We start from the raw sequence: 22213 nt of genomic DNA, 5'->3' as shown, positions 1-22213 counted from the left end.
ATCAGTTAAGCTCTTCAATTATATCAGACATTTGCTGCCAGCTGGGCAGCGGCTTTGCAGGTAACACGTCGCCACGGGTGGGTTGCCACGTCAGGAATAACAATACGGGACATTCGAATTTATGCGGTTTCTCGCGGTACTTTTACTGGTCTGGTGGCTACCGGCGCAGGCGATGGATGACGACAAAGATACGCTGGTGATCCATTCCTACCATCAGGGCATGCGCTGGACCGACTCGCTGCAGTCGGGCATCGAGTCAGTGACGCGGGTGAAGGGGATCTCCCTGCATGTGAATTACATGGACAGCAAGCGCTACCAGTCCAAAGGTTACATGCAGGAACTGCTGGATTTGTACCGGACCAAGCTGGCGGAAAAACACTACCGCGCCGTTGTCGCCTCCGATGACAACGCGTTGTGGCTGGTTAACGAACTGGCCGGGGAAATCGGCGAGACCCCGGTGATCCTGGTCGGGGTCAACGACTACCATCCCGATAAGCACCGCAACCTTAAACGGGTACTCGGGGTGCTGGATCAGAGTGACCCGTCAGACAACATTACTCTGGCGCTCTCAGTGCAGCCGGATCTGGCGCACCTGTACGTGATTGCCGACCACACGGTGACCGGGGAAGCCATGTGGAAGAAAGTGGTCAATTTCCAGCAGACCAACTTTATGAACCTGGATATTGTCCGGATGGACACCAGCACTTTTGCCGATACCCTGGCCCAATCTGCGCTGCTGCCCGCGCAATCGGCCATTCTGTATCTCAGCTACTACCGTGACGGGCAGGGGCGCTACATGACCAGCACCGATTTGCTCACCCAGCTGACTGAGCGGGCCTCGGTGCCGGTTTACTCCCCATACCGTTATTCGCTCGACAACGGGGTGATTGGCGGCGTGATGACCAGTGGGTTTGACAAGGGGCGACAGGTCGGCCAGTTGCTGATCAAGGTACTGAACGACGAGGCGCTGGAGTACCCGTACTTTATCCGCAGTACCGGCAAAGCCATCTTCAACTACCCGGTGCTGCAGCACTGGGGGCTGAGTGTCGATAACAGTGAAATGCTGATCCTCAATCAGCCGGAAAGCTGGTTTAACCGCTACCGGGGTGAGATTCGGGTGCTGACCGTCGCGCTAAGTGTCATGGGCGGGGTGATTGTGCTGCTGGCGATCGTGATCCGCCAGCTGCGCAAAGGCGAACAGCGGCTGCGCCAGAGCCGGGCGCTGTTCGAGGGAGTGTTCGATCAGAGTTTTCAGTACATCGGGATTCTCGATGACACAGGCCGACTAATTTCCGGCAACCTCGCACTGCACGAGCTGGTCGGGCGCTCAGTGGTAAAGTATGACCGTCCGCTGTGGCGCTGGAGCTGCTGGTCATCCAAAGCGATGGACAAACTGCGGCAGGGGTTTGAGGGTGCCGGATTTGACCAGTCGATCCGGCTGGAAGTGGAAATCCAGAGCCACGACAACGGTGGCCGGATGTTGGATGTGGCCGTCAAGCGCCTGCCGGGCGAAGAAAGCGGGCAGTATCAGTTGCTGTTTGAGGCACGTGATGTCACCACCCGTCACCAGATGGAAGAGAAACTCCGTGAGCGTGAGGTTAGCTACCGCCTGCTGTACGAGCAGCAGCCGGTGATGCTGATGACGGTTGACCGCCATGCCCGTGTCCAGTCAGTGAACCAGTTTGCCGCCGACTTGCTCGGCTACAGCAAACGGGAGCTGCTGGGCCATAAAATTGTCGATTTCTATCACGGCACCACACTGATGCCGCAGCAGTTTATTGCCGCCTCCCGTGAGCAGGGAAATCAGCGGGTGTGGCGGCGCCAGTTGCGCTATTGCTGCGCCGACGGCCGTCAGGTCTGGATCCGGGAGACTATTCGTCAGACCCAGAACTGCCAGCAGCTGCTGGTGGTCGGGGAAGACATTACCTCGACCCGCGAGCTGGAAGCCAAGCTGGCTCATCAGGCGAGCCATGACTTCCTGACCGATTTGTATAACCGCAGCCATTTTGAACAAGTACTGGAAGAGGCGCTGACCGAAGCTCGCGAGGAAGGGGCGCGCCATGCCATGTATTACCTAGATCTCGACCAGTTCAAAATCATCAATGACACCGCCGGGCACGAGGCTGGGGATGAGGCGCTCAAGCAGGTCGCGCTCCAGTTACGGGCATTGATGCCATCCCACGCATTGCTGGCGCGTCTCGGTGGCGACGAATTTGCCATCATCCTCCATCATTGTGAGGCGGAGCCAGCGGTGGAATTTGGCCGCCATATTCTGCGGACGCTGGAAGAACTGGAGTTTTACTGGAAGAACACCCGCTTCAGTTTCAGCGGCTCTATCGGCTTGCGCCTGATTGATGAAACCGCCGGGTCGTCGCAGCAGGTTCACGCCCAGGCCGATACCGCGTGTTATGCGGCTAAGGATGAAGGGCGCAACCGGCTACATTTGTACCATCCCGATGATGAGGAGCTGCGGCGGCGGGAGCTCGAAATGGAGTGCGTCAGCCAGATCCGCCGGGCCCTGGCAGATCGCCAGTTTGAACTGTATGCCCAGCAGATCGCCCCGCTGGCATCGGGCGGCGACGGCCACCACTATGAAATTCTGATCCGGCTGCGCAATGATGACGGCGAAATGGTGTCGCCTGCGCTGTTCATGCCGGCCGCAGAACGCTACAACCTGGCCCACCGGATTGACCGCTACGTGGTTGAACAGGTGGTGGATTGGCTGGTGGCACACCCGGCTGCGGTTGCGCAGCTGGAAATGTGCGCCATCAACCTGTCCGGTCAGTCGATGGGGGACAGTGAGTTCGTCCAGTTCCTAGTTGATAAGATCAGCCGCTCCGGCCTGCCGACTCATAAGCTCTGTCTGGAAATCACGGAAACCGCCGCCATCGGCAACATGAGTGAGGCGATCCTGCTGTTTACCCGGCTGAAAAATCTGGGATGTCGCATATCGCTGGACGATTTTGGCTCCGGGCTGTCGTCGTTCGGTTACCTGAAACGCCTGCCGGTGGATATTATTAAGATTGACGGCATGTTTGTCCGCGATATCGCCGACGATGATATGGATCTGGCGATGGTCAAAGCCATCAATGAACTGGCAAAGAAGATGGGTAAACAGACCGTTGCCGAGTTCGTCGAAAGTGAGGCCATTCTGACGCGCCTCAAAGCGTTGGGCGTCGATTATGCCCAAGGTTACCTGTTTGGTCGTCCCCAACCGCTGGAAGCGCTGGTGCGCCAATTGAGCAGGCAGACGGAGGTGGTATAATTCCCCTCTTTTATGGTGTGCCGCTGCGTTAAACCACCGCAATTGTCGGTGAGGCGGGCGGTCACCACCGATTTTATTCAGGTATCCCGGAGAGCCGCGTGCAACTAGCCCTGATTTGTGAACACCCTGACCGCCAACCAGAACTTGATCAGCTTGCCCAGCGCTGGGGACTGGAGCATGACCCTGACAGCCCGTTTGCGCTGGTGCTGACCGCGGAGCGGCTGGAACTGCTCAAGCGCGATGAACCTAAGCTGGGCGCGGTATATGTGGATCTGGCTGGCGGAGCGGCGGCCCACCGACGCAAGTTCGGGGGGGGCCGTGGACAGGCCATTGCCAAGGCGGTCGGCCTCAAGGGTGGGGTGATGCCGACGGTGGTGGATGCCACTGCCGGACTTGGCCGTGATGCATTCGTACTGGCCTCGCTGGGCTGCAAGGTGCAGATGGTCGAGCGCCATCCGGTGGTAGCGGCGTTGCTGGATGACGGGCTGCGCCGGGCCCAGGCGGATAGTGAAATTGGTGAGTGGGTGACGGAGCGCATGACCCTGCTGCATGCGTCCAGCCATGATGCGCTGGAGAAGCTGGCCGCGGATCCGGCCTTTGCCGCACCGGATGTGGTGTATCTGGATCCGATGTATCCTCATAAGAAGAAGTCCGCGCTGGTGAAAAAAGAGATGCGGGTTTTCCAGAGTCTGGTCGGGGCCGACAACGATGCGGATGCCCTGCTGACCCCGGCGTTGAGTCTGGCGACCAAACGGGTGGTGGTGAAGCGCCCTGACTACGCGGAGTTTCTGGCCGGGCAACAACCGTCGACGTCGATTGAGACCAAGAAAAACCGGTTTGACGTTTATGTCAAAGCGGCCATGAAGTAGCCCTGTCGGTCGCTGGTGATTGCGACGGGATAGCGGTATAGTCAGCCGGTACATACGGGAGCGACCCTCTGCAAGGAGGTGGCCCGGAACCGAGGAGAGGGAATGGCCAGAACATTATGTAAATACCGCCGGGCTGAGATTGCGGATAAATTCACGACCATCAGCCAGATTGTCAGCCTGCCGAAATACGTCTGCCGCAGCTGCGCCCGTTCGGCGAGTGAGAAAAGCTACTTGTGTAAGCCAAGTACCCTGCAACTGCCGGGTGGCAAGCGTGCGGCCGTCATCACCTCGGCGTTGCCTGCCGTAGCCCAACCTGCGGTTGTTGCGGCGGAGCCGGTCATGGCCCCGGCACCATCGCTGCCGGTGGCATATACTGAGCTGCCGGAGCTGGGCAGTATGACGGCGGAAACGGTGTTGCCGATGGGCAAGTCCGGGAAAAAGCAAAGCAAACAACTGAAGAAGCTGCGCAAACTGGCGAAGAAAAAACACAAGCGGTTGAAAAAAGCGGCGAAGGCAGTCAAGCGTTATGAGAAAGCGCTGAAGAAGGCGAGAGGCCTGCTGATTGCTTAAGCCCCGAGGCAAGCCAAAAAAAACCTCCTTACGGAGGTTTTTTTGTGCCGGATTAATTTGAACCTTTGATCAGGACTGCCGTCATCAGGCAAGTGATCACAGAAACAATAATACCGGATACGATTAACCAAGGAAGCATATCCATAGGTAGTTATCCATCTGTTGAGCAACGGGAGGCCCTATTCAATACTGTTTACATTATGCTAGCAATGGGTCGGATATAAGCTGAAACGGCTGTTAACAAATGGAAACAAGTATCTGGTATTAGACACATAATGTATTGTTTTAGAGAATAAAAAAGCACCCATTCGGGTGCTTTTTGTCTCAATATATTATGTTGCAATATTGTTAGTTTTTGGCTGGCAGAGCTAACGTCAGTGCTTCGCGGGACAGGTTGGCTGCTGCCTGTTCATCGTCCAGTTTTTCCATCACTTCGATCAGGTAGCCGTAATCGGTCACGTTAGGACGCAGCGCAATGGCTTTCTCGAAGTGTGTCTTGGCTTCATCCCACTTCTGTTCGCGCATCAGCAGCTGCCCCAGGGCGCTGTGAGTGCTCGGGTTGCTGCTGTCGTAGCGCAGCAAATCCTGCAGGCGAACGATGGCCGGGTGGTTGTCCGGCAGGTTCAGGCTCGGCACCAGCGCGATCAGGCGCTCGTCGCTGCTCTTTTTCAGGGCTTCTTTCAGGACGGTGTAGGCTTCGCTGTCAGCGTTGTGCTCGCTCATCAGGTTGACGAAACAGGCGATCAACTCAGGACGCTGCTTGGCCTTGCGGCTCAGGCTGTTCCAGTGGCCCATCAGGCCTTCACTGCCGTTCTGTTTGGCGATGTGGCGCATGATGCCGCACTCTGCCTGAACTTCCAGTGCTTCGGCTTCTTCGGTGTTGACCACACCGGCTTTCTCCAGCTGTGGCAGGATAGCCAGCAGGGGTTTCCAGTCTTCCAGTTTCAGGTAGCAGTCTTTCAGCAGGGTCAGCAGAACCGGGTTGCGGCTGTGATCCTGCTTGATGCCTTGCAGGGTTGCAATGGCCTGCTCGTACTGCTGCTGACGGTATTGCAGCTTGGCACGGGTCAGGGCCACGGCCAGGCTCTGGCCATCGACATCCGCAGCCAGTTTCAGGTACTCGTCACGCTGGCTGGCATCGCCCTGACCTTGGGCGGCTTCGGCCGCTGCCAGGTAGTTCAGTACCGGAGCATCGCTGTGTTTGGCCGATTTGACCATCAGCTTTTCAGCTTGCTTCCAGTCGCCTTCAATCACTTTGATCAGGCCATCGTTGGTCTGACGGCGGGCCTTGCGGGCTTTACGGCCGAACAGCCAGCCACGGGTTGAGCTGCCTAGGGAAAACAGGCGCTTGATAATGGTTTCCAGCAGGAAGAAGGTGCCAAACAGAATAATCACCAGCAGAATCAGGGTGGTGAGGCTCATCTCCAGGGTCTGGTTTGCAACCGAGATCAGGACATAGCCCTGATTTCCGGCCAGCATTGGGCCTGCAACAATCCCTGCGATCAGTGCTGCGACCAGCAGTAATAGTTTGATCATGCAGGCGTCTCCTCTGTGCTAATCGGCTTCACCTGCTGGCGCAGACGCTCACTGATGGCATCATTGATCAGTGGCTGAGACTTCAGCTGGCTTGGGTAGCTGGCTTCAACCGTTTCCTTGGCCAGTTTGTTGAGCGTAGCAATGAAGCTCTGTACGGCCGGATCTTCGGTGTTGTAGTAAGCTTCGGCCCATTCTTTGGCCATGGTCAGGGAGGCGGTGTACAGCTCGCCCTGCTCGCGGTAAACCGCTTTAATTGCCGTTTCCAGCTTAGACTTGACGTTTTCCTGCAGGTAGAAATCCTGCTTCGGTGACAGCAGCGGAACCACGTTGCCGTCACGCTTGCGGTATGTCACGAAGTGATTGCTGAAGTTTTTCAGCGAGGTCATCAGATTCTGTTTCCAGTCGTCCACTGAGCCGGACACTTCGGTTTTCTCTTCCGCTTCGATTGACTCCGGCAGAACGGCATTGGCCAGCGGCAGTGCAGCAACCTGCTGCTGCAAGCTGGTCAGACGCATGACCAGGCCATCGCGGTCAATACGGGCGACGGCTTTCAGCGCCGTGATGTCGCTGTGCATAGCTTTACGGATTGGGGTCAGGCTTGGGTCGTTCAGCTCGGCGATACGGTGATCGGCAGACTCCAGCAGGACGGTGGCGCTGACGGTGTCATGCTCCAGCCACAGTTTGCGACCGGCCATCTTGACCAGGTAATCCGCTTCAGCCAGCAGCCAGTCGTTAGGACGGCGGCCTTTGATCTCAGCCAGCGCCATTTGCAGACCGGTGATCGATTTGCCCTGTTGATCCAACGACACTTCGGTACGCTGTTCAATGGCACTGACTTGGGATTTGGTGGCTTGTTGAGCTTCTTGCAGGGAAGACTGCAGGCGGGAAATCTCTTGTTGCAGCGCCGCCATCTTACCGTTTTGCTCCAGCGTTTGCTGGTGGCCGTGGTAGTACAGGCCGGCACCCAGTGCAATCACCAGGGCAATAGCAATGACACCGGTTTTGTTGCCGCTTTTCTTTTCTGCCGGTTGGGCCGGAGCCGCTTTAGCAGTTTGATCGGCTTTGTCGGTGTTTTTGGCCGTGGCCGCTTTGTCGCTTTGCGGCTTAGTGCTGGCAGTCGTTTCAGCCTTGGTTGATGCTGCGGATTGTGATTGATCTGCAGAGCTCTGATTATTGGTTTTTTTATCAGTCATCCGATTTTCCCATTGTGCCTATTTTGCTTAGGGTCGTGAATAACGGGCCGTTGGCCGCGCTGCCCACATTGGAAATTAAACGAAAACCAAGCTGGTGTGCTTGGTCGGCAATTCGCTGGCTTGGTACGAATAGCTGGCATTGATAAAACCAAGCCTTGGCGTTGTCGGGTACAAGGCTGGCCAGAAAGGCCAGTTGTTCGCCGCTGGTGACAACCAGGGAATCAACCCCGGCATTTTGCCACTGTTGGCACAGCGCATGGCCATCAAGCGATAACCAGTTGCGCTGATAGGTTTCACTGTAGTTTACCGCCGCCCCGTGTTGCTGCAGGTGTTGGTAAATCAGTTCACGGCCGCCGTTGCCACGCAGGATAAGTACCCGCCTTCCGCTTACCTGGGTAAGAATGGGCAGGGCCAGCAGTCCCTCGCTGTCGCAGCGCGCTGACGGTGTGTGTACCGCCTGTCCTGTATAGGTTTTCAACGCAGCGGCGGTTTTATGGCCGACTGCTATATAATGCACGTTTTTTGGCCAGCTGACACCCACCGACATTAAGTAATTGTGCGCTAGGTTGGCAGCGTGGACACTGACAGCAATCAGAAAATCTCCATTTTCCAGTTGCTGCAGTTGTGCAGGTAAACAAGACAGGGTTGGCCCCGGCTGGATATCCAGCAAGGGCTGAGAGAGTGCAGCGATCCCCGCGGCATTAAGCTGCTGAGCCAGTTGCTCGCCATCCGGCGCCGGGCGGGTGATCAGTATGGTCATCAGGCGTTGCCGTACAGAGCATCAAGAATAGTACGGGCGCCGTCATTCAGTAGCTGCTCGGCCAGCGTGGTGCCCAGTTGCTCGGCGTCGGCAGCCGGGCCGCGGATTTCACCACGCACGATGTGGCTGCCGTCCGGCTCGCCCACCAGGGCACGTAGCCAGATTTGATCGCCGTCCAGCTCGGCATAGCTGCCGATAGGAACCTGACAGCCGCCCTGCAGATGGTTGTTCATGGCGCGTTCGCATCGCACCCGGGTCGCGGTTTCCTGATGGTTCAGGGCTGCCAGCAGACCCAGCACGCGCTCGTCATCCAGGCGACACTCAATACCTACCGCGCCCTGGCCGACTGCCGGCAGGCTTTCTTCCGGGGTAATCGTGCTGCGGATGCGGTCGTGCAGTTTTAGGCGCATCAGGCCGGCACAGGCCAGGATAATGGCATCGTACTCGCCGTCATCGAGTTTGCGCAGGCGGGTATTTACGTTGCCGCGCAGGTCTTTGACAATCAGATCCGGACGGCGGGCACGCAGCTGGCACTGACGGCGCAGGCTGGAGGTTCCCACGATCGCACCGGTCGGCAGTTCATCGATGTTGTTGTAATGGTTGGAGACAAACGCATCGCGCGGGTCTTCGCGCTCACAGATGGTGACCAGGCCCAGACCTTCCGGGAATTCGACTGGCACATCTTTCATGGAGTGCACCGCGATGTCGGCACGCCCTTCGAGCATGGCGACTTCCAGCTCTTTCACAAACAGCCCTTTACCACCCACTTTGGCCAGTGGGGTGTCCAGAATAACGTCGCCCTTGGTGACCATAGGTACCAGTTCTACCTCGATGCCCGGGTGGGCTTGTTCGAGCGCAGCTTTTACATATTCGGCCTGCCACATGGCGAGCGGACTTTTGCGGGTCGCAATTCGGATTGGGGTTGTTGACATCGTGTTGGATCCACCATTTTTGATAAAGGGGTGATTACTGGGAGTAATCCTACCACTACTGAGCTGGGAAGGTAATTTATGTGTTGCTGAGAGTGCGGTGACGCAGTATTGTCTTGATATGGACTACGATTAATGTGATATTTCTCACATAACCCTCAAGTGACAGATTGGCGACAATCGGGAAACTGGCGCTTTAGTCAGTTTGTACTAGCTTGAGGAAATCAGGGCTATGGAAAGGTCACTGGCAAGATTTCAGTCCATTTATAACTTGTCATAAAACGTCACTATCTTTACGGTTAATATAAAAACTGTTAAATTGATCACGTTTTTGCTCCCTGGTAGAGCCTTCTCTACACTTTAGTGACAAGATTTGGGCCGCTCTCAAGCTGGCAGCTCTTGGAAGAGTAATTTGCAAAATTTTATCACCACGCTTAACAGCAGACTGGAACAGCTCAACAAGATTCGCCTTGAGCGTGCCTGTGGCGCGATGACGGCGCAGTCAGAGCAGGTCTTTAACCTGTTGCCAGTGTTGCTGCACTACAATCACCCTGCGGTACCGGGTTATCTGGATCAGACCGTGCCGGTGGGGATCGCGTCATTTACTGCCTCGCCGATGCAGCAACAGCTGATCGATGATTGTGCCCTCGCGTGCGCTGCCACTGTGACCCCCCCTGATGCTTCTACTCGTCTCCCAATTCTGGGTTTGTATTCCATGGGCAGTACCGCCTCTCTGGGACAAAGCCTGACCAGCGATCTGGACATCTGGGTCGTTATCCGTACCGATTTGCCGTCTGACGCCCGTTCGGCGCTGGAAGCCAAGTGTGCGCTGGTATCGGAATGGGCACTGGTACAGGGCGTGGAAGCCAACTTTTTCCTGATCGACGAAAATCGATTCCTGGATAACTTTTCCGAAGAAATGACCGGTGAGAACTGTGGTTCCAGTCAGCATCTGCTGTTACTGGATGAGTTCTACCGTTCGGCGGTGCGCCTGGCGGGCCTGTCGCTGCTGTGGTTTATGGTGCCACCGGAAATGGAAGAGTGTTACGACGACTACATCCGCTACCTGGAACAGGGCGGGTTTATTCGTCGTGATGAGTGGATCGATTTTGGCGGTTTGTCCCGCATTCCGGCCGAAGAGTATTTCGGCTCCAGTTTGTGGCAGCTGTATAAAAGTATCGACTCGCCGTACAAATCAGTACTGAAGGCGATCCTGCTGGAAGCCTATTCCTGGGAATACCCGCACACCCAACTGCTCAGTGTGGACGGCAAACGTCGCTTCTTTGCGATTGACCGTACCGAATTCTGTATGGATGCCTACTACCTGATGCTGGAAAAGGTGACCCGCTATCTGCAGCGGATTAACGATCACCGTCGGTTGGATCTGGTACGTCGCTGTTTCTACCTCAAAACCCATGAAAAGCTGACCCGTCAGCCGGCATCCGGTTCGGTGCCGTGGCGGCGTAAAATTCTGGAAGAGCTGACCGCCAACTGGCAATGGTCAGAAGAGGTGTTGCTGGAGCTCGACAGTCGCCGTGACTGGAAAGTGGAGCAGGTGAAGCGGGCGCACAACGAGCTGCTGGATGCGCTGATGCTCAGTTACCGCAACCTGATCCGGTTTGCCCGCCGTAACAACATTACCTCGGCGATCAGCCCGGAAGACATCAGTATTCTGGCGCGTAAGCTGTACGCGGCGTTTGAGGTGCTGCCGGGTAAGGTCACACTGCTCAACCCGCAGTTGTCACCGGACCTGCATGAGCAGGATCTGACCTTTATTCAGGTGCCGGCCGGGCGTACCAACGCGGCGGGTTGGTATCTGTACAAACAGTCGCTGGACCCGGTTGCCATTCTCGGTAGGGCGTCGCTGGAGCATAACCGTTACCTGAGCAAGCTGGTGGCCTGGGCGTATTTCAACGGCCTGCTGACGGAGTCGACCTGCCTGCATTCGGTGGTGCGCACGGCGGCGATGGATATCGACAAGTTGTACCAATTGGTGAGCGACATTCGCAACACCTTCCCGATCCGCCGCCCGCAGCCAAGTCTGCAGGCGCTGTCCAGCCCGTGTGAAATTCGCCAGCTGGGGCTGTTCATCAACCTGGAAAATGACCCGACCACCGAGCTCAAGAGCCGTGCGGTCCGGTTTGATTTCAAAAACACCGATATTTTCAGCTATGGTCCGGAGCAACTGTGTCTGGTCGGGAGTGTCGATCTGGTGTATCGCAACTCGTGGAACGAGGTGCGTACCCTGAACTTCACCGGTGAAAATGCCATGCTCGACGCGCTGAAAACCGTGCTGGGTAAAATGCACCAGGACGCGTTGCCGCCGGAGTCGGTGGACGTGTTCTGTTACAGCAAGCACATGCGTGGTCTGATCCGTAACCTGGTGTACCAATTGGTGGCCGAGTGTATCGAGATGCGCTTGAAGCCGGTTGAGCAGGAAAAGCGCCGCCGCTTCAAAGCGATTCGGATTGGCAGCCAGACCCACGGCCTGTTCTTCGAACGCCGCGGGGTGTCGGTGCAGAAGCTGGAAAACTCAGTCGATTTCTACAGCTGTATTTCGTCGAACAAGCTGATTGGCTCGGCCAGTCTGGTGATGGGTAAAACCGACGAGCCGCACCCGCCGGAAATCGTCGATGCCTATGCCAGCGAAGGGCTGATCCAGTTCTTCTTTGAAGACTGTGCCGACGGATTCAACATCTACATTCTGGATGAAACCAACCGGATTGAAGTGTACCGCCAGTGCAGCGGTGACAAAGATGAGATGGTCCATGGGGTCAACCGCTTTTACACCTCGGCCCATGAACGTTTCAGCTATAGCGCCAATTTTATTAACTTCAACCTGCCGCAGTTCTACGACATTGTGCGCGGAGATAATGGCGAAACCCAAGTCCTGCCGTTTAAGAGCGGGCAGCAACCGACCCGTCGTCCGGCCCCTGTGATGGGTGGCGGTGCCGCGGTCTTGAACCTGTCGTCACGCTGAGTCTGATCAGCCTTATCAAATAAAAAAAGCGAGAGCCCGGCTCTCGCTTTTTTGTATCTGCTCAAGCTGAGCAACCGGAGAGCGGGCGTTACCAGTTCACCGCTTCTTCGGCGTGTACGGTGCACTCGCGTTTGACCAGGCTGATCAGCTCTTCGCCACTGCGGGTGCAGCGCCATTCGCCGTTCTGGTACTTGAAGTGGTAACCACCGGATTTGGATGCCAGCCAGATCTCATGCAGGGGTTCCTGACGGTTGATCACGATTTGGCTGCGGTTTTCAAATTCCAGGGTCAGGACATTGCCTGTGGTCTCGTATTCAATGTCGGCACCTGAGGCATCAATGCCTTCTTCGATGCTCATCAGCACGTCATCGGCCAGTTTGTGGAATTCAGTATCATTCATCCCGGTTCGTCCTATTGCTTTTCCTAGTATGGGTGCGATTATAGAGGGCAATGAGATGATAATCACTGGCTTTGAAAAATGAGTAAACGTTTAATCGCGATTTTGGTGCTTGGCACCCTGACCCTGGCCGGATGCGGTCAAAGCGGTCCTTTATACATGCCTGACGACAGCCAGCAACAGAACGAACAGCAAGAACAGTAAGCAGACTGACAGGGAAGAGACGACATTGGATTATTTTAACTACCAGCAAGACGGCCAACTGTGGGCCGAAGAGATTCAGCTTTCCGAACTGGCTGAGCGTTTTGGCACTCCGCTGTACGTGTATTCGCGCGCTACGCTGGAGCGTCACTGGCATGCGTTTGATCGGGCCGTGGCTGATCATCCGCACCTGATCTGCTATGCCGTGAAGGCCAACTCCAACCTTGGCGTGCTGAATGTACTGGCCCGCCTGGGTTCCGGGTTTGATATCGTGTCCGGCGGTGAACTGGAGCGTGTGATTGCCGCAGGCGGCGACCCGGCGAAAGTGGTGTTTTCCGGTGTAGGGAAAACCGCCGCAGAAATGAAGCGCGCCCTGGAGCTGGGAATTAAGTGTTTCAATGTCGAGTCGGAGCCGGAGCTGGATCGCCTGAACCAGGTGGCAGCGGAGCTGGGCAAAGTGGCCCCGATTTCCCTGCGGATTAACCCGGACGTTGATGCACAGACTCACCCGTACATTTCGACCGGGCTGCGTGACAACAAATTCGGTATCGCGTTTGAGCGTGCGCCGGAGGTGTATCGTCTGGCGCAGAGCCTGCCTAATATTGCTGTAACCGGGATGGACTGCCACATTGGCTCGCAGCTGACCGCACTGGCACCGTTTATTGATGCCACCGATCGCCTGCTGGCGCTGATCGCGACCCTCAAAGCAGAAGGCATTACCATTGCCCACCTTGATGTCGGTGGCGGCCTGGGCGTGACTTACAGTGACGAACAACCGCCGCAGCCGTCGGAATATGCCCGTGCCCTGATGGATCGTCTGACCGACCATCCTGAGCTGGAGCTGATTTTTGAGCCGGGCCGTGCCATTGCTGCCAATGCCGGGGTGATGCTGACCCGGGTGGAATACCTCAAACATACCGAACATAAAAACTTTGCCATCGTGGATGCGGCGATGAATGACCTGATCCGCCCGACCCTGTATCAGGCGTGGCAGGAGATTATCCCGGTGATCCCGCGTGACGGCGAAGCCGTGACCTACGATCTGGTGGGCCCAATCTGTGAAACCGGTGATTTCATCGGCAAAGACCGCCGACTGTGTCTGGAAACCGGCGATCTGCTGGCGGTACGTTCGGCCGGTGCCTACGGTTTTGTGATGGCGTCGAACTACAATACCCGCACGCGTGCCGCCGAAATCATGGTCGACGGCAAAGACGCGCACGTGGTACGCGAACGTGAAGAGCTGACCCAGTTGTGGCAGTCCGAACACCTGCTGCCGGCGTAATCAAGAAGGAACAACATGCAGTTTAATTTTTCCAAAATGCATGGCCTGGGGAACGACTTCATGGTCGTCGACTGTGTGACCCAGAACGTGTTCTTCTCGCCGGATGCGATCCGGCGTCTGGCCGACCGCCATCGCGGGGTCGGTTTTGACCAGTTGCTGGTGGTGGAGCCGCCTTATGATCCGGAAACGGATTTCCATTACCGGATTTTCAATGCTGACGGCAGCGAAGTGGAGCAGTGCGGCAACGGTGCCCGCTGTTTCGCCCGTTTTGTCTGGCTCAAAGGACTGACCAACAAATACCATATTTCGGTCAGTACCAAGGCGGGCAAAATGGTTCTGAAACTGGAAAACGACAACCAGGTGACCGTGAACATGGGCGTGCCGGAATTTGAGCCGGGGAAAATCCCGTTCCGTGCCAAGCAGAGCGAGAAAACCTACCTGCTGCGGGCTGGCACCCAGACCCTGTTCTGTGGCGCGGTCAGCATGGGTAACCCACATTGCGTCACGGTGGTGGATGATGTGGATACCTTTGATGTCGAAACTCTCGGGCCGCTGCTGGAATCCCACGAACGCTTCCCGGAGCGGGTAAATGCCGGCTTTATGCAGATCCTCAACCGCAATGAAGTACGGTTGCGGGTCTACGAACGAGGCGCTGGTGAAACTCAGGCCTGTGGCAGCGGTGCCTGTGCGGCGGTTGCCGTGGGCCGAATGCAGGGATTACTGGACGAGCGGGTGACTGTCTCACTACCGGGCGGGGAATTGCAAATCCGTTGGGCTGGTGAAGGCAAACCGCTGTATATGTCCGGCCCGGCCACCCATGTGTACGACGGGCAAATTGCGTTATGACCGAGTTCACTCAGTTCGATGCACTGCCTGAGGTCGATGAGCTGTCGCTGACGGAGCAGGAGGTCGCGGATTTTCTCAGTGCCAACCCGGACTTTTTTATTCGTCAGCCGGATCTGCTGGCCCGGTTGCAGGTGCACCATCCCCAGCGCGGCGTCATTTCGCTGGTGGATATGCAGCTGGACCGACTGCGCCAGCGGATCGGTGAGCTGGAAGAAAACATCGCCGGGCTGATGCAGGTGGCCGCGGCCAACAGTCAGCTGTATGAAACATTTGCCTTTGCCCAACGTAAACTGTTCCAGACCCACAATATTTATCAGGCGCTGAGCGTGCTGGAAACGCTGGCCGACCAGTTGGGGCTGGATGTCAGCATACGGCTGTTTGACAGCCTTGACGAGCAGCTTTACCTCGATCGCCGGGCGTTCGAGCCGTTTCGCCGGGCCCGTCTGGCGAGCCGGACGGTGTATCTGGGACGGTTGCGTAAAGCGGAAAGTGAGCTGCTGTTTGTGCAGCCGCCGCACCTGGGGTCGTACCTGGTGCTGCCGTTTGGCAATGAGCGCCCGATCGGGGTGCTCAGTTTTGCTAGCCAGGATGGCGGCCATTTCCAGCCGGAGATGGACTCGCTGTTTGTTGAGCAACTGGGGCTGGTTCTGAACCGCCTGATCCACCATTGGGACTATACCCGCGAGGTTATCGAGTGAGTTTGCCATCCGGACTGGAAAAACCGCTGCTGCGTTTTTACGAATATCTGCGCAGCGAGCGGGAACTGAGTCTGCATACCCAGCAGAATTACAAACGTCAGCTGACGACCATGGCGGAGCAGCTGGTGAATCTGGGCGTCGACAACTGGCAAGCCGTGGACGCCGGTTGGGTCCGCCAGCTGGCGTCAAAAGGGATGCGCGACGGCCTGAAAGCCAGCAGTCTGGCGATGCGCCTGTCGGCCCTGCGCAGCTTCCTGGATTTTCTGGTCGGTCAGGGTGAGCTCAAGGCCAATCCGGCCAAAGGGGTATCGGCACCGCGCAAGGCGCGGCCGCTGCCGAAAAACCTGGATGTGGACGAGATGGATCAGCTGCTCAGCGTGGATGAGAACGATCCGCTGTCGGTGCGGGATCGGGCCATCATGGAGCTGATGTACGGTGCCGGTTTGCGTCTGTCTGAGCTGGTGTCTCTCAATGTGAAGGATGTTAGCCTGAGCAGAGGGGATCTCCGGGTGATCGGTAAGGGCGACAAAGAACGTATCGTCCCGTTTGCCGGTCTGGCGCGGGAATGGGTTGGTCACTGGTTGCGGGTGCGCGATCAGCTGGCGGCCCCCGGTGAGCCCGGTCTGTTTGTGTCCAAGCTGGGCCAGCGCATCTCGAACCGGAACGTGCAGAAGCGGATGGCAGAGTGGGGCCAGAAACAGGCGGTGTCGAGCCACATTAACCCGCACAAACTGCGGCACAGTTTTGCGACCCACATGCTAGAGTCATCGGGCGACCTGCGCGCGGTGCAGGAACTGCTCGGTCACGCCAACTTATCCACGACCCAAATCTATACCCACCTGGACTTCCAGCATCTGGCTCAGGTGTATGATGAAGCCCACCCTCGGGCTAAACGCCAAAAGCGCTAACCGGACAACGCAACCATGCAATTTTACCGCAGTATTTCTCTGCCGAAGGCGCTGACCTTCGATCTCGATGACACCCTGTACGATAACCGGCCGGTGATCCGGCGGGCCGAGCAGGCAATGCATGACTGGCTGGCGGCCGAACATCCGGCCAGCCGGGGAGTGGGGCTGGCGCGCTGGAAAAGCTTGAAATTGGCGCTGGCTGATGCGGATCCCTTGCTGCATCACGATGTGACCCGCTGGCGGTTTGAATTGCTGAAAATTGGGTTCATGCAGCTCGGCTATGCCCAGCGCCGTGCCGAGCAGGCAGCGGCGGAAGGGCTAGACGTTGTGCTGGCGGTGCGTAATCAGGTTGATATTCCGGCGGAAACCCATCGGGTACTCGGCCTGCTGGCGGCACATTTGCCGCTGGTGGCGATCACCAACGGCAATGTCGATGTCGAAAAAATTGGTCTGGCAGGGTATTTCGATGTCGTGTTGCGGGCTGGGCCAGATGGCTTGGCCAAGCCGGAACCAGACTTGTTCGCCAAGGCGACCCGTCATCTGGGACTGGCCCCGGGAGAGATCCTGCATGTCGGGGATCATCTGGTCACGGACGTGGGCGGGGCCAAGCGACACGGCATGATGGCCTGCTGGTTCAATGATCAGCAGCGCGTGCTGGGTCAGGAGCCGCGCGCCAAGTGGCTGCCGGATGTGGAAATCTGCCAGCTGTCTCAGCTGCTGGCGTTAGCCCTGCCGTCAACCGGTTGCCACCCAGAGCCGTAAATCGGCCTTGCACACGGATACAGAAAACAGGACAGCCCACGGGCTGTCCTGTTTGTTTTTTGCTTTCCTTGATCGGCGTTTGGTGGGGATGCCCTCCGGGGCTCCGGCAACCGGGTTGGGCGTTACTCCAGCAGGCTCCGCCTTGGCTCAGGCTTGATCAGGTGGTCGAGCGAGATCATGCCGCCTCCCCAGAACACATTCACCAGCAGCATCATGCCCCACAATTGGTGGTCATAGAAACCTTGCTCCCAAAGTTGGGGGTAAGACAGCACGGCCACCATATTGAACCCGAACAGGAGTAGCGCCATAGGGCGGGTAAACAATCCCAGCGCCAGGAAAACCGGGAGGATAAGCTCGGCGGCGGTCCCCAGGTAGGCCGCGGTTTCAAACGGTAACAGGGGAACCTGATACTCAAACTCAAACAGATAGAGGGTGCTGTCCCAACTGGTGTATTTCACCATGCCGGATTTGAAAAACACCCAGGCCACCCACAGGCGGGTAAACAGTAGCAGCAGGGGAACCAGAGGTTCGACGAGCCGTTGGGCGGTGTAATCCACCTGCTTGATGAATTTCAGCATGTGCAGTCTCCCTGTGGTAGGCCGTGAAGGGTGGTAAAGATTTGCTGTTGGATCAGTCCGGGCAGGCACTCCAGCATCGGGTCGCTGGCCTGACCCAGCGGCTGACCGGCCTGACATAAACGCACTAGCGCGGTGGCGGCTGGTGTGGTGGCCAGCACCTCGATACCGTCAGGGCGGCGCAGGATCAGGGCTGACTCCGGTTGGGTCAAATCGAGCGGTATCAGGTTGTCGCGGCGAATCATCTGCCACAGGCTGGCAGCCGGAGTCGCGGTATCCAGCGTGCGGACAGAAGGTGCAACCGTCAGTCGCAGTGAACCGATATTGTCCTCGCGAATGGCGGCCAACTGGCCCAGATCCAGTTGGGGTGCAAGCGGGAGCTGGCTGGCTCGGTCTGCCTGCCATTCGAGCCGGGCCAGATCCGCCAGATACGGTACGGCTGCGACCAGGCTCGGCTGGCACTCAATCGTGTCAGCAAAACCGGCGCCGTAATGGCTGACATCACCCTGTTCGAGTGGCTGATGCAGCACATGCTGGCGTGCCAACTGCGTAAAACATTCCTCGCCCACCACTGCCTGACAGCATGGATAGGTTGCGCTCAGCACCTCGGACAAGCCGATAATGAAATTGTTGCGGTAAATCTGCAGCAGCTGCTCGGCAGGGAATATCCCCGGTACCATCGTCTCAGTGACCTCGCTGGGCTGATAGTGCAGCGCGCGGGCAAAGTCCTGTTGCAGCCGGTGCAGGGCATCAGACGGTGACAGAGCCATTGATGGTCTCCTCTGTCAGGATGGCACGGGCTTTGGCCGCTTCATCCAGTAACACGGGCAGGGCCGGAATATCGAGATCCCATTCAATCAGGGTGGGCACCGCGCCGTGCTGGCGGATCCACTGGCGGTAGAGTTGCCACACCGGTTCGCTGACTGGGCAGCTGTGGGTGTCGATCCAAATCTCGCCCTCCGCCAGCGCTTTTACCGTAAACCCGGCGAGGTGGATTTCTTTCACACTGGCAGGGTCAATGGCGGCCAGGTATCGGGCGCAGTCAAAGCCATGGTTAAAGGCACTGACATATATATTGTTGAGATCAAGCAGCAGCCCGCACCCGGTGCGCTGTTGAACTTCCCGCAGAAATTCCCATTCCGGCATGGTGGAATGGCTGAATCTGAGGTAGCTGGACGGGTTTTCTACCAGAAACTCGCGCCCCAACGCATCCTGTACCTGCTCGACCTTGTGGCAGAACAAGGTCAGTGCTTCTTCGGTGTAAGGCAGGGGCAGCAGATCATTGAAGTACTGGCCGTTGACCGAACTCCAGCTCAGGTGATCGGAAACGGCAATCGGGTCGAGTTCGTCAACCAGTGCTTTGAGCTGGCGGAGATGGGCCGGGTCAAGCGCATCCGCAGAGCCAAGCGACAGCCCGATCCCATGGCAGCTGATCGGGTAGTGTGCCGCGATGGCCCGTAACTGCTGACGGGCAGCCGTGTGCGGGTTGAAGTAGTTTTCACTGTGAATTTCCAGCCAGCCGGTGGCTGGTTGCTCGTGCTGGAAGGTGTGGAGGTGAGGAGCGCGAAGCCCCACCCCGACCATCCGGTCGGCTGGCAGGCGGTCAGGGGTAGGGCTCGTCATTTACTTCGCCTCGGTGGAGCCGCCAGCCAGTTTGTCACACAGGCCTTTAGGCACTAGCACAAACGCATCTTTCTGTCCGTCGGTTTTGGCGGTCCCGGCGCATGACCCGGTTTTGGTCGCGCAGTCATTTTTCCCGGCTTTGGCGACACCGTAGCATTTCTCTTTCGCATCGGCTGCCACGGCGGAGGTGGTGGTCAGGGCTGTTCCGGCAAGGGCGATCAAACCTGTCACCGCAGTGGCGAGTGCAATGTTGGTCTTTTTCATGGTCATTCCTCTTCTTTTTGCGGGCTGATGCCTGCACCGTTGCCCGGTCGGCAGCGGGTTGGGCGGGCACCGTTGCGGTGCGTTCGAAACAGTAGAAAGGGGGAGCCCGGGATTAATTTCATGCCGGGGCGAGTTTTTTAACGACCTATTAACGTTTTTCTTTCCAAGCATAGATCAATTCGGGCTGCCAAGCGGTTGATATCAGAGATGGGTTTGGCGCCCTCGGGTCGCCGCGGGCCGTGATTTTCCCGCCTTTGATTCCGTGGGCTCCTCGCATCAGAGGCGGCTTTGTGGTTATAATCACCACCATTGTATAAATAACCAGTAGAGAGCGATGGACGTTTCACTTCTGTTAGATGGCCTGAATGACAAACAACGCGAGGCTGTGGCGGCCCCGCTGGGCAATTATCTGGTGCTGGCCGGGGCCGGTAGTGGCAAAACCCGGGTACTGGTCCATCGTATCGCCTGGTTGATGGGGATTGAGCAGGCGTCGCCGTACTCCATCATGTCGGTGACCTTCACCAACAAAGCGGCGGCAGAAATGCGTGGCCGGATTAACGACCTGATGCACGGCTCGCTGTCGGGCATGTGGAACGGCACGTTCCACGGCCTGTGTCACCGGATGCTGCGTGCCCACTATCTTGACGCCGGGTTACCGGAAGATTTCAACATTCTGGACTCGGACGATCAGATGCGCCTGTTGCGCCGTTTGATCAAGGCTCAGAACCTGGACGAGAAACAGTGGCCGGCCCGTCAGGCGGCGTGGTACATCAACGGCAAGAAAGACGAAGGGTTGCGTCCGCAGCACATCGATACGTTCAACGATCCGATCGAGCAGACCTGGTTGCGGGTCTACCATGCCTATCAGGAAGCCTGTGATCGGGCCGGGATGGTCGATTTTGCCGAGCTGCTGCTGCGCTCGTTTGAGCTGCTGCAACGCAGTAAGCATATCCGCGAGCACTACCAGGCGCGCTTCAAGCACATTCTGGTGGACGAGTTTCAGGATACCAACAACATTCAGTTTGCCTGGCTGCGCCTGATGGCGGGGCCGGACTGTCACGTGATGATCGTGGGCGACGATGACCAGTCCATCTACGGCTGGCGGGGCGCTAAGGTGGAAAATATCCAGCGTTTCCTCAACGACTTCAAAGACGCCAAATCGATTTTCCTGGAGCAGAACTACCGCTCGACAGGCAATATCCTGAAGGCGGCGAACGGCCTGATTGCCAACAACAACGAGCGCATGGGTAAAAACCTGTGGACCGAAGGTACCGAAGGGGAGCTGATCTCGGTTTACTCGGCGTACAACGAGCTGGACGAAGCCCGCTTTGTGGTCGGGAAAATTCGCGAGTGGCAGGATCAGGGCGGCGCGCTGGCTGACACTGCAATGCTGTACCGCAGCAACGCCCAGTCGCGGGTGCTGGAAGAGGCACTGATTCAGGCCGGTATGCCGTACCGCATTTACGGCGGGATGAGGTTCTTCGAGCGTCAGGAAATCAAAGATGCCCTGTCGTATTTACGTCTGATTGCCAACCGCCACGACGATGCCTCGTTTGAGCGGGTGGTGAACACCCCGGCTCGGGGGCTGGGTGAGCGGACGCTGGAAACCATTCGTCTGGCAGCGCGTGACCGGGGAGCCACGATGTGGCAGGCCAGTGTCGCGCTGCTGGAAGAGCAGGTGCTGGCGGGGCGTGCGGCCAATTCGCTGCGCCGTTTCATCGAGCTGGTCAATGCGCTGGAAGATGACACCCGCGAGCTGCCGTTGTTCCAGCAAACCGATGAGGTGATCCGCAACTCCGGCCTGCGGGCGATGTACGAGCAGGAAAAAGGCGAGAAGGCGCAAGCCCGGATTGAAAACCTGGAAGAGCTGGTAACCGCGACCCGACAGTTCGAAGTCCCGGAAGAAGCGGAAGACATGAGCCCGTTGTCGGCCTTCCTGTCGCATGCGGCGTTGGAAGCCGGTGAAGGACAGGCGGATGATTTTGAAGACGCGGTTCAGCTGATGACCATGCACAGCGCCAAGGGATTGGAATTCCCGATGGTCTTTATGGTCGGGGTGGAAGAAGGCATGTTCCCGAGCAGTCGGACGACGGAGGAAGTCGGCCGTCTCGAGGAAGAGCGCCGTCTGTGTTACGTGGGGATGACCCGGGCAATGCAGAAGCTGTATATCACCTATGCAGAGATGCGTCGCCTGTACGGCAAGGACAACTACCACAAGCCGTCGCGTTTTATCCGCGAAATCCCGGAAGAGCACATCGAAGAGGTTCGGATGAAGGCCAAGGTCTCGCGGCCGGCGAGCAGCGGTCGCTTCAGTCAGACCCAGGTCAACGAGAACTTTAACCAGACTGGTTTCAGCCTTGGCCAGCGGGTGCTGCACCCGAAATTCGGCGAAGGCACCATCATCAACTTTGAAGGCAGTGGTGCCCAGAGTCGGGTGCAGGTGGCCTTTAATGGCGAAGGGATCAAATGGCTGGTAACGCAGTTTGCCAAGCTGGAGCCGATGTAAGCTGACACTCCCCGCTGGCGATCAATCAAGCCCGCTGACAGTTGTTGTC

The 22213-nt window shown here is 57.5% G+C and carries 20 protein-coding genes; 11 read left to right on the top strand and 9 right to left on the bottom strand.

Features of this window, described 5'->3' with window-relative positions; translation table 11 throughout:
* The first annotated feature begins 121 nt into the window (after nt 1-121).
* The 3 genes from FH974_RS15525 (at nt 122) to FH974_RS15515 (ending at nt 4704) form a co-directional block, all read left to right on the top strand.
* A complete protein-coding gene (locus tag FH974_RS15525) occupies nt 122-3265 on the top strand; it encodes an EAL domain-containing protein (protein WP_207103410.1) in 3144 nt (1047 codons plus the stop codon).
* 98 nt (nt 3266-3363) lie between these two features.
* Nucleotides 3364-4134: a class I SAM-dependent methyltransferase gene (locus FH974_RS15520; RefSeq protein ID WP_047887048.1), complete on the top strand. Its 771-nt coding sequence runs from the start codon at nt 3364-3366 to the stop codon at nt 4132-4134.
* Nucleotides 4135-4236: 102 nt separating this feature from the next.
* A complete protein-coding gene (locus tag FH974_RS15515; protein WP_047887049.1) occupies nt 4237-4704 on the top strand; it encodes a hypothetical protein in 468 nt (155 codons plus the stop codon).
* Between the two features lie 348 nt (nt 4705-5052).
* On the opposite strand, the gene FH974_RS15510 is transcribed toward FH974_RS15515, so the two are convergent.
* Genes FH974_RS15510 through hemC form a run of 4 tightly spaced genes read right to left on the bottom strand, consistent with a single transcriptional unit; the run spans nt 5053 to nt 9125 of the window.
* The gene (locus tag FH974_RS15510; RefSeq protein WP_047887050.1) at nt 5053-6240 is read right to left on the bottom strand and encodes a heme biosynthesis protein HemY; all 1188 of its coding nucleotides are present in this window, start codon (nt 6238-6240) and stop codon (nt 5053-5055) included.
* Nucleotides 6237-7433: a uroporphyrinogen-III C-methyltransferase gene (gene hemX / locus FH974_RS15505; RefSeq protein ID WP_047887051.1), complete on the bottom strand. Its 1197-nt coding sequence runs from the start codon at nt 7431-7433 to the stop codon at nt 6237-6239. The genes FH974_RS15510 and hemX overlap by 4 nt, the downstream gene beginning before the upstream one ends.
* The gene (locus FH974_RS15500; protein ID WP_047887052.1) at nt 7426-8193 is read right to left on the bottom strand and encodes a uroporphyrinogen-III synthase; all 768 of its coding nucleotides are present in this window, start codon (nt 8191-8193) and stop codon (nt 7426-7428) included. Before FH974_RS15500 ends, hemX begins: the two co-directional genes overlap by 8 nt.
* A complete protein-coding gene (gene hemC, locus FH974_RS15495; protein WP_047887053.1) occupies nt 8193-9125 on the bottom strand; it encodes a hydroxymethylbilane synthase in 933 nt (310 codons plus the stop codon). The genes FH974_RS15500 and hemC overlap by 1 nt, the downstream gene beginning before the upstream one ends.
* 409 nt (nt 9126-9534) lie before the next feature.
* Between hemC and FH974_RS15490 the strand changes: the two genes are divergently transcribed.
* Nucleotides 9535-12102 (top strand): class I adenylate cyclase, encoded by a 2568-nt coding sequence (locus FH974_RS15490; protein ID WP_047887054.1) that lies wholly within the window; start codon nt 9535-9537, stop codon nt 12100-12102.
* A gap of 88 nt (nt 12103-12190) precedes the next feature.
* On the opposite strand, the gene cyaY is transcribed toward FH974_RS15490, so the two are convergent.
* Nucleotides 12191-12502 carry an iron donor protein CyaY gene (gene cyaY, locus FH974_RS15485; protein WP_047887055.1) on the bottom strand — a complete coding sequence of 104 codons (312 nt, stop codon included), beginning with the start codon at nt 12500-12502 and terminating at the stop codon, nt 12191-12193.
* A 78-nt stretch (nt 12503-12580) separates the two neighbouring features.
* Here cyaY and lptM point away from each other — a divergent pair, with 78 nt between their 5' ends.
* The 6 genes from lptM to yigB are packed head-to-tail and all read left to right on the top strand — an operon-like array spanning nt 12581 to nt 17196.
* On the top strand, nt 12581-12703 hold the full coding sequence (gene lptM / locus FH974_RS15480) for an LPS translocon maturation chaperone LptM (RefSeq protein ID WP_084712676.1): 123 nt from the start codon (nt 12581-12583) through the stop codon (nt 12701-12703).
* A gap of 25 nt (nt 12704-12728) precedes the next feature.
* Nucleotides 12729-13982, top strand: coding sequence for a diaminopimelate decarboxylase (gene lysA, locus FH974_RS15475; protein WP_047887056.1), 1254 nt, complete (start codon nt 12729-12731; stop codon nt 13980-13982).
* A gap of 15 nt (nt 13983-13997) precedes the next feature.
* On the top strand, nt 13998-14828 hold the full coding sequence (dapF, locus tag FH974_RS15470) for a diaminopimelate epimerase (protein WP_047887057.1): 831 nt from the start codon (nt 13998-14000) through the stop codon (nt 14826-14828).
* On the top strand, nt 14825-15526 hold the full coding sequence (locus tag FH974_RS15465; protein WP_047887058.1) for a DUF484 family protein: 702 nt from the start codon (nt 14825-14827) through the stop codon (nt 15524-15526). Before dapF ends, FH974_RS15465 begins: the two co-directional genes overlap by 4 nt.
* Nucleotides 15523-16434 (top strand): tyrosine recombinase XerC, encoded by a 912-nt coding sequence (gene xerC / locus FH974_RS15460; protein WP_047887059.1) that lies wholly within the window; start codon nt 15523-15525, stop codon nt 16432-16434. The genes FH974_RS15465 and xerC overlap by 4 nt, the downstream gene beginning before the upstream one ends.
* A 15-nt stretch (nt 16435-16449) precedes the next feature.
* Nucleotides 16450-17196: a 5-amino-6-(5-phospho-D-ribitylamino)uracil phosphatase YigB gene (gene yigB, locus FH974_RS15455; protein ID WP_047887060.1), complete on the top strand. Its 747-nt coding sequence runs from the start codon at nt 16450-16452 to the stop codon at nt 17194-17196.
* Between the two features lie 122 nt (nt 17197-17318).
* Here yigB and FH974_RS15450 read toward each other — a convergent pair whose 3' ends face one another.
* From FH974_RS15450 to FH974_RS15435, 4 genes are read right to left on the bottom strand one after another with little or no spacing between them, the layout of a single operon-like run.
* Entirely contained in the window at nt 17319-17774 is a 456-nt protein-coding gene (locus FH974_RS15450; RefSeq protein WP_047887061.1) for a DoxX family protein, read from the bottom strand.
* A complete protein-coding gene (locus tag FH974_RS15445) occupies nt 17768-18541 on the bottom strand; it encodes an HvfC/BufC N-terminal domain-containing protein (protein WP_047887062.1) in 774 nt (257 codons plus the stop codon). Before FH974_RS15445 ends, FH974_RS15450 begins: the two co-directional genes overlap by 7 nt.
* Nucleotides 18522-19394 carry an MNIO family bufferin maturase gene (bufB, locus tag FH974_RS15440; protein ID WP_047887063.1) on the bottom strand — a complete coding sequence of 291 codons (873 nt, stop codon included), beginning with the start codon at nt 19392-19394 and terminating at the stop codon, nt 18522-18524. Before bufB ends, FH974_RS15445 begins: the two co-directional genes overlap by 20 nt.
* A complete protein-coding gene (locus tag FH974_RS15435) occupies nt 19395-19658 on the bottom strand; it encodes a BufA1 family periplasmic bufferin-type metallophore (RefSeq protein WP_047887116.1) in 264 nt (87 codons plus the stop codon).
* A 334-nt stretch (nt 19659-19992) separates the two neighbouring features.
* Between FH974_RS15435 and uvrD the strand changes: the two genes are divergently transcribed.
* Nucleotides 19993-22164 carry a DNA helicase II gene (uvrD, locus tag FH974_RS15430; protein ID WP_047887064.1) on the top strand — a complete coding sequence of 724 codons (2172 nt, stop codon included), beginning with the start codon at nt 19993-19995 and terminating at the stop codon, nt 22162-22164.
* Nucleotides 22165-22213 lie beyond the last annotated feature (49 nt).

Origin of the sequence: Photobacterium ganghwense (genome assembly GCF_017329545.1) — a bacterium.
GTDB classification, from domain to species: Bacteria; Pseudomonadota; Gammaproteobacteria; order Enterobacterales; family Vibrionaceae; genus Photobacterium; species Photobacterium ganghwense.
This window is presented reverse-complemented; position numbering and strand designations above follow the sequence as displayed.

What these genes read in the sequence shown, in the direction of transcription:
- FH974_RS15525 (WP_207103410.1), top strand. Translation starts at nt 122, where the DNA reads ATGCGGTTTCTCGCGGTACTTTTACTGGTCTGGTGGCTACCGGCGCAG.
- FH974_RS15515 (WP_047887049.1), top strand. Translation starts at nt 4,237, where the DNA reads ATGGCCAGAACATTATGTAAATACCGCCGGGCTGAGATTGCGGATAAA.
- FH974_RS15510 (WP_047887050.1), bottom strand. Translation starts at nt 6,240, where the DNA reads ATGATCAAACTATTACTGCTGGTCGCAGCACTGATCGCAGGGATTGTT.
- hemX (WP_047887051.1), bottom strand. Translation starts at nt 7,433, where the DNA reads ATGACTGATAAAAAAACCAATAATCAGAGCTCTGCAGATCAATCACAA.
- FH974_RS15500 (WP_047887052.1), bottom strand. Translation starts at nt 8,193, where the DNA reads ATGACCATACTGATCACCCGCCCGGCGCCGGATGGCGAGCAACTGGCT.
- hemC (WP_047887053.1), bottom strand. Translation starts at nt 9,125, where the DNA reads ATGTCAACAACCCCAATCCGAATTGCGACCCGCAAAAGTCCGCTCGCC.
- cyaY (WP_047887055.1), bottom strand. Translation starts at nt 12,502, where the DNA reads ATGAATGATACTGAATTCCACAAACTGGCCGATGACGTGCTGATGAGC.
- lptM (WP_084712676.1), top strand. Translation starts at nt 12,581, where the DNA reads ATGAGTAAACGTTTAATCGCGATTTTGGTGCTTGGCACCCTGACCCTG.
- dapF (WP_047887057.1), top strand. Translation starts at nt 13,998, where the DNA reads ATGCAGTTTAATTTTTCCAAAATGCATGGCCTGGGGAACGACTTCATG.
- FH974_RS15465 (WP_047887058.1), top strand. Translation starts at nt 14,825, where the DNA reads ATGACCGAGTTCACTCAGTTCGATGCACTGCCTGAGGTCGATGAGCTG.
- yigB (WP_047887060.1), top strand. Translation starts at nt 16,450, where the DNA reads ATGCAATTTTACCGCAGTATTTCTCTGCCGAAGGCGCTGACCTTCGAT.
- FH974_RS15450 (WP_047887061.1), bottom strand. Translation starts at nt 17,774, where the DNA reads ATGCTGAAATTCATCAAGCAGGTGGATTACACCGCCCAACGGCTCGTC.
- FH974_RS15445 (WP_047887062.1), bottom strand. Translation starts at nt 18,541, where the DNA reads ATGGCTCTGTCACCGTCTGATGCCCTGCACCGGCTGCAACAGGACTTT.
- bufB (WP_047887063.1), bottom strand. Translation starts at nt 19,394, where the DNA reads ATGACGAGCCCTACCCCTGACCGCCTGCCAGCCGACCGGATGGTCGGG.
- FH974_RS15435 (WP_047887116.1), bottom strand. Translation starts at nt 19,658, where the DNA reads ATGAAAAAGACCAACATTGCACTCGCCACTGCGGTGACAGGTTTGATC.
- uvrD (WP_047887064.1), top strand. Translation starts at nt 19,993, where the DNA reads ATGGACGTTTCACTTCTGTTAGATGGCCTGAATGACAAACAACGCGAG.